At 68.6% G+C, this 12,457-nt stretch carries 13 protein-coding genes; 8 read left to right on the top strand and 5 right to left on the bottom strand.

The window, feature by feature from the left end; all coding sequences use genetic code 11:
* Positions 1 to 80: 80 nt before the first annotated feature.
* Positions 81 to 677 carry a nitroreductase family protein gene (locus ACOZBP_RS04590; RefSeq protein ID WP_422675226.1) on the bottom strand — a complete coding sequence of 199 codons (597 nt, stop codon included), beginning with the start codon at positions 675 to 677 and terminating at the stop codon, positions 81 to 83.
* A gap of 45 nt (positions 678 to 722) precedes the next feature.
* Between ACOZBP_RS04590 and ACOZBP_RS04585 the strand changes: the two genes are divergently transcribed.
* The 3 genes from ACOZBP_RS04585 (at position 723) to ACOZBP_RS04575 (ending at position 2,502) form a co-directional block, all read left to right on the top strand.
* Complete coding sequence (locus ACOZBP_RS04585) at positions 723 to 1,352, top strand: NUDIX domain-containing protein (protein WP_422675225.1); 630 nt, start codon at positions 723 to 725, stop codon at positions 1,350 to 1,352.
* A gap of 26 nt (positions 1,353 to 1,378) precedes the next feature.
* The gene (gene cysE, locus ACOZBP_RS04580) at positions 1,379 to 2,200 is read left to right on the top strand and encodes a serine O-acetyltransferase (protein ID WP_422675224.1); all 822 of its coding nucleotides are present in this window, start codon (positions 1,379 to 1,381) and stop codon (positions 2,198 to 2,200) included.
* A 92-nt stretch (positions 2,201 to 2,292) separates the two neighbouring features.
* Positions 2,293 to 2,502, top strand: a complete 210-nt coding sequence (locus tag ACOZBP_RS04575) for a DUF3126 family protein (RefSeq protein WP_105564438.1) — start codon at positions 2,293 to 2,295, stop codon at positions 2,500 to 2,502.
* A 95-nt stretch (positions 2,503 to 2,597) separates the two neighbouring features.
* Here the strand turns inward: ACOZBP_RS04575 and ACOZBP_RS04570 are convergent, their stop codons facing one another.
* Positions 2,598 to 3,203, bottom strand: coding sequence for a hypothetical protein (locus ACOZBP_RS04570; protein ID WP_422675223.1), 606 nt, complete (start codon positions 3,201 to 3,203; stop codon positions 2,598 to 2,600).
* A gap of 82 nt (positions 3,204 to 3,285) precedes the next feature.
* On the opposite strand from ACOZBP_RS04570, the gene ACOZBP_RS04565 reads away from it, so the two are divergent.
* The 3 genes from ACOZBP_RS04565 to ACOZBP_RS04555 all read left to right on the top strand — a co-directional run bounded on the left by ACOZBP_RS04565 (position 3,286) and on the right by ACOZBP_RS04555 (position 7,210).
* Positions 3,286 to 4,152, top strand: coding sequence for a 50S ribosomal protein L11 methyltransferase (locus ACOZBP_RS04565; protein ID WP_422675222.1), 867 nt, complete (start codon positions 3,286 to 3,288; stop codon positions 4,150 to 4,152).
* A gap of 172 nt (positions 4,153 to 4,324) precedes the next feature.
* Positions 4,325 to 6,151, top strand: a complete 1,827-nt coding sequence (locus tag ACOZBP_RS04560) for an aminopeptidase P family protein (protein ID WP_422675221.1) — start codon at positions 4,325 to 4,327, stop codon at positions 6,149 to 6,151.
* 72 nt (positions 6,152 to 6,223) lie between these two features.
* On the top strand, positions 6,224 to 7,210 hold the full coding sequence (locus tag ACOZBP_RS04555; RefSeq protein ID WP_422675220.1) for an aldo/keto reductase: 987 nt from the start codon (positions 6,224 to 6,226) through the stop codon (positions 7,208 to 7,210).
* A 60-nt stretch (positions 7,211 to 7,270) separates the two neighbouring features.
* Here ACOZBP_RS04555 and ACOZBP_RS04550 read toward each other — a convergent pair whose 3' ends face one another.
* The 3 genes from ACOZBP_RS04550 to ligA are packed head-to-tail and all read right to left on the bottom strand — an operon-like array spanning position 7,271 to position 10,689.
* Positions 7,271 to 7,693 (bottom strand): DUF2147 domain-containing protein, encoded by a 423-nt coding sequence (locus ACOZBP_RS04550; RefSeq protein WP_422675219.1) that lies wholly within the window; start codon positions 7,691 to 7,693, stop codon positions 7,271 to 7,273.
* Between the two features lie 60 nt (positions 7,694 to 7,753).
* Positions 7,754 to 8,356 (bottom strand): 3'-5' exonuclease, encoded by a 603-nt coding sequence (locus ACOZBP_RS04545; protein ID WP_422675218.1) that lies wholly within the window; start codon positions 8,354 to 8,356, stop codon positions 7,754 to 7,756.
* Positions 8,357 to 8,370: 14 nt separating this feature from the next.
* Positions 8,371 to 10,689: an NAD-dependent DNA ligase LigA gene (gene ligA, locus ACOZBP_RS04540; protein ID WP_422675217.1), complete on the bottom strand. Its 2,319-nt coding sequence runs from the start codon at positions 10,687 to 10,689 to the stop codon at positions 8,371 to 8,373.
* 142 nt (positions 10,690 to 10,831) lie between these two features.
* On the opposite strand from ligA, the gene ACOZBP_RS04535 reads away from it, so the two are divergent.
* Positions 10,832 to 11,794, top strand: a complete 963-nt coding sequence (locus ACOZBP_RS04535; protein WP_422675216.1) for a M28 family peptidase — start codon at positions 10,832 to 10,834, stop codon at positions 11,792 to 11,794.
* A complete protein-coding gene (locus ACOZBP_RS04530) occupies positions 11,791 to 12,339 on the top strand; it encodes a hypothetical protein (protein WP_422675215.1) in 549 nt (182 codons plus the stop codon). The genes ACOZBP_RS04535 and ACOZBP_RS04530 overlap by 4 nt, the downstream gene beginning before the upstream one ends.
* The last annotated feature ends 118 nt before the right edge of the window (positions 12,340 to 12,457 follow it).

Genomic DNA, 12,457 nt, shown 5'->3' with positions numbered 1-12,457 from the left:
TTTCGCCCTGACGGGCGCCGCTGGGTCCTCCGGTCTGCGCCGCTGCGCGGCTTGCCGGAGGATGACGGAAGAGGGGGGCGTTAGGCCCTGCGCTCGACCTTGTGCGCCATGTTGGGGCGGGGGCGTTCCAGCGGGGGCTCCGTAACGGTGCCCAGGTGAATGAAACCGGCGATGGTCTCGCCGTCCTGGACCCCGAACAGGGCGACGGCGGCGGGGTCGTAGGCGTACCAGTCGGTGATCCAGCTGGCCGAATAGCCCAGGGCGTCGGCGGCGTGTTCGATGTTCATGCAGACGGCGCCGGCGGACAGCTGCTGCTCCCAGACCGGGACCTTGTGGCCCTGGATCGGGGTCGAGACGACCATGACGGTCAGGGGCGGATTGGCCAGCTTGGCCAGGACGGCCAGGTCCTTGTCGACGCGGCCCTGGCTTTCGGCCAGGACGGCGAGGGCTTCGGACAGTTCGGTGCGGCTCTGCGGGCCCAGAACCACGAAGCGCCAGGGGAAGAGCTTGCCGTGGTCGGGGGTGCGGGCGCCGAGATGCAGGATCTGCTCGATCTCGGCCTCCGACGGGCCGGGAACGCTCAGAAGTTGGGCCGAGGCCGAGCGGCGGTTCGCCAGGCGGGCCAGAACTTCGTCGGAGCGAACAGGCAGGGGCAGGGCGGCGCTGAGGTCGGTCATGCCGTCTAGCTAGGATTTCATCGCGCTCGGCGCCATAGCGGAGGGATGCACGATATTCCCGACATCAAGCCCCGCTGGGCCGAAGACCTGCCCGAACCGCCGAAATGGGTCAGCCACGGCGAGAGCCTGCTGGTGGATACGCCGTGGATGCGGGTGACGCGGCATCCGGCCACGGCACCGACGGGGGCGGCCGCCGACTATCAGGTGGTGCGGCCCAAGAATGTGGGGACCGGGGTCCTGCCGCTGCATGAGGACGGGACCGTGACTCTGGTCGGCCAGCACCGTTTCGCCCTGATGCGCTATTCCTGGGAGATGCCCGAGGGCGGGGCGCCGATGGACGAGGACCCGTTCGACGCCGTGCGCCGCGAACTGGCCGAGGAGGCGGGGCTGGCGGCGGAACACTGGCGCGCGGCCCTGGATGTCGACCTGTCCAACTCGATCACCGACGAGCGGGCCATGACCTGGGTGGCCTGGGGGCTGAGCGCGGTTCCGGTCGACCCGGACCCGACCGAGGTGATCGTGGCGGCGCGCGTGCCCTTCCGCGACCTGCTGGCCGAGATCGAGCGCGGGGCGGTGCGCGACAGCCTGACGGTGGCGACGGCCTACAAGGCCTATCATATGGCGCGGGAAGGCGAACTGCCCGCCGCGCTGGCGCGGGCCATGCTGGGGGCGTAGGATTGTCGTCTGAGAACGGAGGGCCGATGGGCAAGCTCGAAATCGTGCCGCAACAGCCGGACCTGTGGGCGCAGCTGCGCGCCGCAGCCGAGGACGCTGCGCGCGAGGAGCCGCGTCTGGCCTCGCAACTGAATGCGGTGGTGCTGGCGCACAATGATCTGGCGGGCGCGCTGAGCTTCCAGATCGCGCGCAAGCTGGGCGATGCGGAACTGGGCGCCATGTCGTTGCGCGAGGTGGCGCTGTCGGCCTTTGCGGCCGATCCGGGCATTCTGGCGGCGGCCGAAGCCGACCTGAAGGCGGTGCAGGATCGCGACCCGGCGATCCGGTCGCTGTTGCAGCCCTTCATGTATTTCAAGGGATTCCAGGCGCTGCAGGCCTGGCGCGTGGCCCATTGGCTGTGGGGACAGGGGCGCGACACCCTGGCGTTTCACTTCCAGAGCCGGATTTCGGAGCTGTTCCAGCTGGACATCCATCCGGCGGCGCGGATCGGCTCGGGCGTTTTTGTCGATCACGGCACGGGCATCGTCATCGGCGAGACGGCGGTGGTGGGCGACGAGGTGTCGATGCTGCACGCCGTGACCCTGGGCGGGACCGGGGCCGAGCGCGGCGACCGTCACCCCAAGATCGGGCGCGGCGTGTTGCTGGGGGCCGGCGCCAAGGTGCTGGGCAACATCACGATCGGCGACTACGCCAAGGTGGCGTCGGGCTCGGTGGTGCTGAAACCTGTGCCGGCCGGCTGCACCGTGGCCGGGGTGCCGGCGCGGGTCGTGGCCTGTCCGACCGACGCGACGCCGGCGCGGACCATGGATCATACCTTGGCCGACATCGCTTACGACTATGTGATCTGAGGCCGCCGCCTGTGGACGCCCGATACGCGGGCTTCCCATGAGGGGGCGCGTTCTTTAGGTTCCGCCGTCAACGACACCAACGAGGCTACCCCGTGAAAGAATCTGACCTGAAGCGCGTCGAGACGCACCTGAAGCGCACCTTCAACCACGGCGGCATCAAGGTGAAGGCCCGCAAGGTCGCCGACTCCGCCGAAGTCTACGTCGATGACGAGTTCATCGGCGTGGTGTTCGAGGACGAGGACGAGGCCGGCTCGTTCATGTTCGAGATGGCGATCCTGGCCGAGGACCTGCCGCAGGACTGAGGCCGAGCGTCCAGGGTTTCTCTGGGGCGGGCAATGAAAAAGGCCGGAGGGGCGAACCCTCCGGCCTTTTGTCGTTTCAGAACCTGAAGCCGGCGCTAGAGGCCGAACAGGCGGGCGAAGAAGCCCTTCTTCTTTTCAGGCTGAGGCGCAGCGGCGGCGGGCGCCGGTTGCGGCGCCGGAGCAGGCTTGGGCGCTTCGACCGGCTTGGGGGCAGGGGCGGGCGCAGCGACGACCGGAGCAGCGGCCGCCGGGGCGGCTGCGGGCTTGGGGGCCGCGACCGGCTTGGCGGCGGGCTTGGGCGCAGCAGCGGCCTTGGCGGGCGCAGCCTTCTTTGGCGCGGCGGCTTTCGGAGCGGCAGCCTTCGTCGCCACGGTCTTGGCGACGGCAGGCTTTGCGGCGGCCGACTTCGGCGCGGTCTTGGCCGGAGCGGTCTCGGGCTTGGCGGCTTTCGGCGAGGCGGCGGTGCTCTTCACCGCAGCGGCCTTGGGAGCCGCAGCCTTGCTGGCCGGCGCAGCCTTTGCGGCGACGGGCTTGGCTGCAGCCTTCGCCGGCGCCTTGGCGACAGCCGGCTTCGCGGCCGGCTTGGGCTTGGCGGCGGCTTTCGGCGCCGCAGCGCTCGACTTTGCCGCCGGTTTCGGCTTGGAAGCGGCAGGCGCCGCTTTCGGCGCAGCAGTTTTCGATTCAGACGGTGCTTTAGCCATGGATACCCCGACCCCTAAATGGACACGGGCGATCCGCACGCCCGCACTCGTTGCGATTCGTCATCATAACGGTGTTTGAGAAATGTCCGAGTCCGCTCTTCAGGTAATCGCACGCGGCGAGCGCAAGGCCGCCGAGGCCGCCGCCGCCGCGATCGACGCCAACCCCGTGCTGGAGAACGCGACCTACTCGATCCTGGAAGAGGACGAGGACAAGGGCGTCTGGCGCATCGACGCCTTCCCGACCACTGATGAAGAAGCCGAAGGCGTCGCCGCCATCCTGCGCGCCCAGGGCGAGCTGGAAGTGATCGTCGAGAAGCTGGCCGACGCCGACTGGCTGGCCATGAGCCTGTCGGGCCTGCCGCCGGTCGAGGCCGGACGCTTCTTCGTCTATGGCGCGCATGATCAGGGCAAGATCCCCGAGGGCCGGGTCAATCTGAAGATCGACGCCGGCGCCGCCTTCGGCACCGGCCACCACGGCACGACGGTCGGCTGCCTGGAAGCCTTCGACAATCTTCTGGCGACCGAGACCTTCGAGAAGGTTCTGGACGTCGGCTGCGGCACAGGCGTGCTGGCCATCGCCGCGGCGCGCACGGGCTCGCCCATCGCCGTCGGCACCGACATCGACGAGCCCTCGGCCCGCATCGCCAACGAGAACGCCCAGATCAACGACGCCAAGTGCGAATTCTATTTCGCCGACGGCCTGAGCGATCCGCGCATCGCCCAGCACGCCCCCTATGATCTGGTCTTCGCCAACATCCTGGCTGCGCCCCTGGTCTTCCTGGCTCCCGAGATCGGCGCCGCGCTGAAGTCGGGCGGCGTCGCCATCCTGTCGGGCCTGCTTCGCACGCAGGAGGAGCGGGTGCTGGAAGCCTATCTGCCGCTGGGCTTCGTGGTCGAGCAGACGATCCACCATGACGCGTGGACGGCGCTGCAACTGCGTAAGAAGTAGACGCGACCTTCTCCCTCCCCGTTTTGGGGAGGGTGGCCGAGCCGAGAGGCGAGGTCGGGTGGGGGCGCTTCGGCCGATCAAGCGTCACGCCCGGTATCGCCTGGCCCTCCCCACCCGGTCGCTGCGCGACCACCCTCCCCATGAAGGGGAGGGAGATGATACGGATGCATTCATGCGCCAGACATTCGACGAAACCACCGATCCGTCCTTCGGGGCCAAGCACCTGCCTCTGCTCCGCGCCGAGATGGCCAAGCAGGGCCTGGACGGCCTTCTGATCCCGCACGAGGACGAGCATCAGAACGAATACCTGCCCGACGCCAGCGAGCGTCTGGCCTGGGTCAGCGGCTTCACCGGCTCGGCCGGGGCGGGCGTGGTGCTGATGGACCGTGCGGCGGTCTTCGTCGACGGCCGCTATACGGTTCAGGCCAAGGCCCAGACGGACGCGGCCCTGTTCGAGCGGGTCGAGCTGAACAAGCTGGCCGCCTGGCTGGAGGGCCTGAGCGCCGGTTCGGTGATCGGCTATGACCTGCGCCTGCACAGCCCGGATGCGCTGGCGACGTTGCGCGCCGCCGTCGAGAAGGCCGGGGCGACCCTGAAGGCGGTCGAGCCCAATCCCATTGATCTGGCCTGGGGCGACGCCCGCCCGGCCCAGCCCCAGGCGCCGGTCGTGCCGCACGACGACCGCTATACCGGCGAGAACGCCGCGTCCAAGCGCACCCGCATCGGTCAGGCCATCAAGGCCAAGGGCGCGGAGGTGGCGGTGCTGACTTCGCCGTCGTCGCTGGCCTGGCTGTTCAACATTCGCGGCGGCGACGTGATCCGCACGCCCCTGCCGCTAGGACAGGCGGTGGTGAAGGCCGACGGCACGGCCCAGGTCTTCCTCGATCCCGCCAAGATCACCAACGAACTGCCCGGCTGGCTGGGCGACGCCGTGACGCTGGAGGCGCCCGAGGCGCTGCCCGCCGCGCTGGACGCCCTGTCGGGGCAAAAGGTGCTGATCGACCCGGCGGTGTCCTCGGCCTGGTATTTCGACCGGCTAGAAGCGGCGGGCGCCAGCATCGTTCGCGGCATGGACCCCTGCGCCCTGCCGCGTGCGCAGAAGAACGATGTCGAGATCGAGGGCAGCCGTCAGGCGCACATCCGCGACGGCGCGGCCCTGACCCGCTTCCTGCACTGGGTCGATACGGTGGCTCAGGCCGAACTGCCCAACGAGAGGGCGGTGGTCGAGGCGCTGGAAGGTTTCCGCGAGGCGACCGGGATGCTGAAGGACCTGTCCTTCGACACCATCGCCGGGGTCGGGCCGAACGGCGCCCTGCCGCACTACAAGCCGGTCGGGGCCAAGATCCGTCCGATGGAGGCGGGCAGCCTGCTGCTGGTGGACGGCGGCGGTCAGTATCTGGACGGGACCACGGATGTGACCCGCACCATGGCCATCGGCGAGGGCACGGCGGATCAGCGCCGCATGTTCACCCTGGTCCTGAAGGGCCACATCGCCATGGCGGTGATCCGTTTCCCCGCCGGGACGACGGGGCATCAACTGGACGCCGTCGCGCGCCAGCCGCTGTGGAACGCGGGCTTCGACTTCGACCACGGCACCGGCCACGGCGTCGGCTCCTATCTGGGCGTGCACGAGGGGCCGCAGCGCATCGCCCCCTACGTCAACACCCAGCCGCTGCTGACCGGCATGATCCTGTCGAACGAGCCGGGCTACTACCGCGAAGGCGAGTGGGGCATCCGTATCGAGACGCTTCAGGTCGTGACGGCGCCGGAGCCGATCCCAGGCGGCGAGCGGCCGATGCACGGCTTCGAGCAACTGACCCTGGCGCCGCTGGACCGCAGGCTGATCGACGCCAGCCTGCTGACCGCCGATGAGCGGGCATACGTGGACGCCTATCACGCCGAGGTCCTGGCCAAGGTCGGGCCGCTGCTGGCGGACGGCGTGCAGAAGGACGAGGCGGCGCTGGCCTGGCTGAAGGTGCAGACGGCGCCCTTGAACTAGGACTTGACGGCGCCATCTGGTGATGGTCGGCGGGACCGCCGCCGACCTCCTCACATCAGAAGGAATGCGCTCATGAAGACGCGCACGCTGGGCCTTGGCGGCCCCGAAGTCTCGGCCATCGGTCTGGGCTGCATGGGCATGAGCGCCTTCTATGGCGGCTCGAACGAGGGGCAGTCGATCGACGTGATCCACCGCGCGCTCGATCTGGGCGTGACCCTGTTCGACACGGCCGAAATCTATGGCCCGCAGACCAACGAACTGCTGCTGGGCAAGGCGCTGAAGGGACGGCGGGACGAGGCCTTCATCGCCACCAAGTTCGGCATCAACTACAATGCTGAGCGGACCGCTCTGGCGGTTGACGGCTCGCCCGCCAACGTCCGCCGCGCCATCGAAGGCAGCTTGAGCCGTCTCGGCGTCGATCACGTCGATCTCTATTATCTGCACCGCGTCGATCCCGACACGCCGATCGAGGAGACGGTCGGGGCGATGGCCGAACTGGTGACGGAGGGCAAGGTGCGCTTCCTCGGCCTGTCTGAAGCGGCGCCGGCCACGATCCGCAAGGCCCATGCGACCCACCCGATCACGGCGCTTCAAACCGAGTACTCCCTCTGGAGCCGCGAGCCGGAGGACGAAATCCTCGCTACCGTCCGCGAACTGGGCATCGGCTTCGTGCCCTACAGCCCCTTGGGCCGAGGCTTCCTGTCGGGCGAGATCCGGTCGATCGACGATCTGCCGGCTGACGACTTCCGCCGCACCAACCCGCGCTTCATGGGCGAGAACTTCCAGAAGAACCTGGACCTAGTGGCGGCTGTCAGCGCTATCGCCGCCGACAGGGGCGTGACGGCGGCGCAACTGGCCCTGGCCTGGGTTCTGGCGCAGGGCGAGGACCTGGTCCCAATCCCGGGCACGCGCCGGGTGGCGACGCTGGAGCAGAATATCGCCGCGACCGAGATCAGACTGACGCCGGAAGATCTGTCGCGGATCGAGGCGGTCTTTCCCAAGGGCGCGGCCTCGGGCGAACGCTACGCCGCCGCGGGGCGGTCGGCGCTGAACCGATGATGCGAAGACGCCTCCCTCGTGATCACGAGGGAGGCGTCTCGTTTGGGCCAGGCGCCTTGATTACTGGATCCGGGTCCAGGTCTGGGTCTTGCATAGGGGGGCGACGATGCAGCCGCGCAGACGCAGGCTGTTGTCGTTGGTCATGGTGATGGTGCCGCGATAGGTGCCGCCGTCCGCCGGATTGTAGACCGAGCCGCCGCGCCATTCGGTCGGGCCGCCGGTGAAGCCGGTCAGCATGGGCAGGTTGCGCAGGGTGCGATTACGCTGGCTGGCGTCCTTGTTGTTCTCGTCGCGGGCGGTGGGCTCGCGGCGGATATGGTCCGAGGTCACCAGAGTCCCGCACAGGGCCTGACCGCAGCGGGCGATACGCACCTGACCGCCATTGGTCGGCGTCTGCCAAAGGCCGGTCGGATCAGCCGCCAGAGCGGGCGAGGCCAGAGCGGCCAAACTTGCCGCAAGGGCAAGAAAGAGCGGAGATTTCATTGTTGTTTCCTCGCGTTATGGAGCGAGGCTGATCCTGTTTAGCGACAGAATCAAGGCGTCTCAGCGCGGCCGCTTGGGCTTGGCCGAGGAGCAGGGGCTGTAGCCGCCCGTGTGCAGACGTCCGAGGCTGATCCCTGTGGCCTTGGCCAGCGAAGCGGCGCAGACGGCTTCGTGCAGCCGCAGGGTCGCCAGCGCCACCGAGGCGCAGGCGAAGGCGTCTTCGGCGGCGTCGTGGTGTTTGAACTGGATGCCCAGCTCGGCGCACACATTGTTCAGCTTGTGCGAGGCGAAGTCCGGCCAGGTGATCTGGGCCAGCTTGACCGTGCAGAGGTAGTCGAACTCGGGATAGGTCAGGCCGTAGTGGTCGCAGGTCCCGCGAATGACGCTGACGTCGAAGGCGGCGTTGTGGGCCAGAACGGTTCGGCCTTGCAGGCGCGGGGCGATGGCGGCCAGGACGGCCGGAAACTCCTCGGCGTCCTCGACCTGCTCTGGGCCTATGCCGTGGAAGGCGATGTTGAAGCGGGCGAAGCGCATGCCCGGCGGGCGGATGTAGTGGTGCTCGACGGACTCGATCTTGCCGTCGTTGATCCAGGCGAGGCCGATGGAGCAGGGGCTGGCGCGTTGCTCGTTGGCGGTTTCGAAGTCGATGGCGACGGCTTGCATCAGGCGATCATCATTCAGGCAATGAGGGCCAACCACTCGTCCTCGGTCAGGACGGCGACGCCGTGTTTCTCGGCGTCCTTCAGCTTGGACCCGGCGCCGGGACCGGCGACGACGTAGTCGGTCTTTTTCGAGACCGAACCCGAGACCTTGGCCCCCAGGCTTTCGGCGCGGGCCTTGGCTTCGTCGCGGGTGAAGCGTTCCAGCGAGCCGGTGAAGACCACGGTCTTGCCCGCCACGGGGCTGTCGGTCGCAGGGGCGGCGACGTCCTCCACCGTGTCCAACTCGGCCAGCAGGGCGTCGACGACTTCGCGGTTGTGCGGCTCGTGGAAGAAGTGTGCCAGGGCCTCGGCGGCGACGGGGCCGACGCCGGAGACGCCCGCGATCTGGTTCAGGATCTCGGATGGGCCTTCGTTGCGCGCCACGGCGGCCCAGCGGGTCAGGTCGGCCCAGTCAGCGGAGATTTCCGCCAGCGAGCGGCGCGCGGGGGCGGCCATGCCGGGGAAGGCGAGGGCGATCTTCTGGTCCATCGGCGCGACGGGCCAGGGATCATCGGCAGGCGGCGTCGCCTCGGCCATCAGGGTCAGGACGCGCGGCGAGATGGCGTGGGTCGCGGCCAGCCTCTTCCAGTCGTCGCTGGCCAGACCGTTCGAGGCGGCCATGCAGGCGTCGCGGAAGGCGGTCCAACTGCCGAAGGCGCGCGAGAGGACGAGCGAGGTCTGCTCGCCGATGTCCGGCACGCCGAGGCCGAAGATCAGGCGGTCGAGGCTGATGGTCCGGCGGGCGTCGATCCCGGCGATCAGGTTGCGGACGCTGGTCTCGCCATAGCCGTCCTCATGGCGCAGCAGGGCCAGCTTTTCCTCGTCGCGGGCCAGGCGGAATATGTCGGCCGGCTCCTTGATCCAGCCGCGCGCGTGGAAGGCGATCAGCTGTTTTTCTCCAAGCCCTTCAATATCGAAGGCGCGGCGGCTGACGAAATGCTTTAACCGCTCGACGATCTGGGCGTCGCAGATCAGGCCGCCGGTGCAGCGGCGTTTGACCTCGTCGCCCTCGCGCACGGCTTCCGAGCCGCAGACCGGGCAGACGGTGGGGAAGGCGAAGGGGACGGCGTCGGCGGGGCGCAGGTTTTCGACCACGCCGACGATCTGGGGGATGACGTCGCCGGCGCGTTGCAGGATGACCGTGTCGCCGATGCGCACGTCCTTGCGGGCGATCTCGTCCTCGTTGTGCAGGGTGGAGTTGCGCACCACCACGCCGCCGACGGTGACGGGGTGCAGGCGGGCGACCGGGGTCAGGGAGCCGGTGCGGCCGACCTGGATGTCGATGCCTTCCAGAACGGTCGTGGCCTGTTGCGCCGGGAACTTGTGGGCGATGGCCCAGCGGGGGCTGCGGGCGATGAAGCCAAGGCGCTGCTGCCAGTCCAGACGGTCGACCTTATAGACCACGCCGTCGATGTCGTAGCCGAGGCGGGCGCGGTCGGTTTCCAGGCCGCGATAGACCGCGATCAGGCCTTCGGCCCCCTCGACGCGGGTGGAGCGGTCGTTGACCTGAAAGCCCCAACTGCGGAAGGCCTCCAGCGCATCGTGTTGCGTCTCGGCGAAGGGCGCCGAGGTCTCGCCCCAGGCGTAGGCGAAGAAGGTCAGGGGGCGCTTGGCCGTGATCCTGGAGTCCTTCTGACGCAGCGAACCGGCGGCGAAGTTGCGCGGGTTGGCGTAGGTGCGGCGGCCTTCCGCTTCCGCAGCGGCGTTGAAGGCGTCGAAGGCGTCGTTGGGGGCATAGACCTCGCCGCGGATCTCGATGACGTCGGGCCAGCCCGAGCCGGTCAGGGTCTGAGGGATGCTGTCGAGCGTGCGCAGATTGGCGGTGACATCCTCGCCGGTCTTGCCGTCGCCGCGCGTGGCCCCCTGGACCAGAACCCCCTTCTCATAGCGCAGGCTGGCCGACAGGCCGTCGATCTTGGGCTCGGCGACGAAGGCGATGGGCTCGTCGCCCGGCAGTTTCAGGAAGCGGGCGATGCGGGCGACGAAGTCGCGCACCTCGCCTTCGTCGAAGGCGTTGTCCAGCGACAGCATGGGCACGCCGTGGCGAACTTCGGCGAACTGGGCCGAGACGGGGGCGCCGACGCGCTGGGACGGGGTGACGGGGCTGGTCAGGGCAGGGAAGGCGGCTTCGATCGCCAGGGCGCGGCGCTTCAGCTCGTCATAGTCGGCGTCGGAAATCTCGGGCGCGGCGTCGGCGTAGTAGAGGGCGTCGTGGCGGGCCAGTTCGGCCGACAGCTGCGCCAGCTCCTCGCGGGCCTGGTCTTCGGTCAGGGGTTCGACGGGAGTTTCGGGCATGGGAATCGCGCAGTCAGCCTTGTTCAGTCGCGCTGTTTAGCACCGGCGGCGGCAGGATCGCAGCGCCCATGACAGAAACGTAATCTGACGCAGGGCGCGACGCTCGCTAGCGTCCCCCCGACTGATTTGCCCGGAGTTCTCCATGCGTCCCGTTCTCGCCAGCCTGACCGCCATCGCCGCCGCCCTGACGCTGGCCGCCTGTGAGACCACGACGCCGACCGAGACCGCGACCCCGCCTGCTGCGGCTTCGCCCGCCGACTATGCCCAGTTGATGGACGATCTGCGTATCCTGTCGGCAGACGACATGCAGGGTCGCGACACCGGCTCCGAAGGCGGCGCCAAGGCGCGGGAATACATCGTGGGACGCCTCGAGGCTCTGGGCGTCCAGCCGTCGCCGATGGGGCGGTTGCAGCCGTGGGAGATGCAGGGCCGAACGCGCGAGGGCGTGAAGACCTTCAATGGCGTCAACATCATCGGCGTCATCCCCGGCACGCGGGTCGCTGACAAATACATCGTGGTGACGGCCCACTATGACCACGTGGGCGTCAATGACGGGCAGGTCTTCAACGGCGCCGACGACAACGCCTCGGGCGTGGCGACCATGCTGGAACTGGCCAAGCGGCTGAAGGCCAATCCGCCCGAGCATAGCGTCCTGATCGTCGCCCTGGACGGAGAGGAGCGCAGTCTGCTGGGCGCCAAGCACTTCGTCGAGGCGCCGCCGGTGCCGCTGTCGTCGATCTCGATGAACCTGAATTTCGACATGACGGCGCGGGCCGACAGCGACGGCAAGCTGTGGGTGACGGGCACCTATCAGCATCCCTATTTCCGCCCGGTGCTGGAGCGGATCGCGCCGCGCGGGGCCGTGTCGCTGGCCTTCGGCAAGGACACGCCCGAGGACAAGGGCGCCGACAACTGGGTCGAGGCGTCGGACCACGCCGCCTTCCACCGCGCGGGCCTGCCCTTCCTCTATTTCGGCGTGAACTATCACGAGGATTATCACCGTCCGACCGATGATTTCGACAAGGTGGTTCCGGCCACCTTCCAGTCCTCGACCGAACTGGCGATCGAAGGGTTCCGCGCCCTGGATCAGTGGCTGGATCAATGATGAAGCGGACACTGACGGCTGGGGCTCTGACAGCCCTGATGGCGCTGTCGGCCTGCGACCGGCCGGCGACCGCGCCTGAACCGGCGGCGGCGTCCAGGGCAGCAGCCTTCGCCCACGACCTGCCCGAGGATGTGTCGGGCTATTACATCCCGACCGAAGAGGTGCGGATCGACAACTGGCGGCTGCACCACGTCTTCATGGGGCAGGCGCCCGACTTCATCGCCTGGGAGGGAGGGGAGCGTCCGGCGGGCTTTGCGCCGGTGATGATCGAGTTCGAGGACATGGTCGGCCCGCCGCTGGAAAGCGGGAACCGACGTCGGCTGCGGCTGATCCCGGCGGGTTATGATGTAACCGAGAGCCGGGTGCGGGTTCAGGCCCTGTCGGGGGGCTTGGGCGCGGTGTCGTTCGACGGAAAGCTCGATCAGGGCGCGCTGGCGACGGCGCGGCGCAATCTGGGAGACAGGGGCGTCGTCCTGAAGGGGACGCTCAAGGTCGGAAGCCGGACCTTTAACAACGTGTCGATGCGGTGGTGGGCAGGGGACTGAGGTCCGATGCTCTTTCCTCCCTGTCACGCAGTGATGGGGAGGTGGCGCGGCTGCGATAGCGGCCGTGACGGAGGGGGCGTCTCAACGGCTGTCGTTTGCGCCGCCCCCTCCACCACTA

The sequence above is a fragment of the Brevundimonas sp. NPDC058933 genome, from assembly GCF_049315965.1.
GTDB lineage: Bacteria > Pseudomonadota > Alphaproteobacteria > Caulobacterales > Caulobacteraceae > Brevundimonas.
The sequence above is the reverse complement of the archived record's forward strand: the minus strand, read 5'-3'. Positions and strand labels throughout refer to the sequence as shown.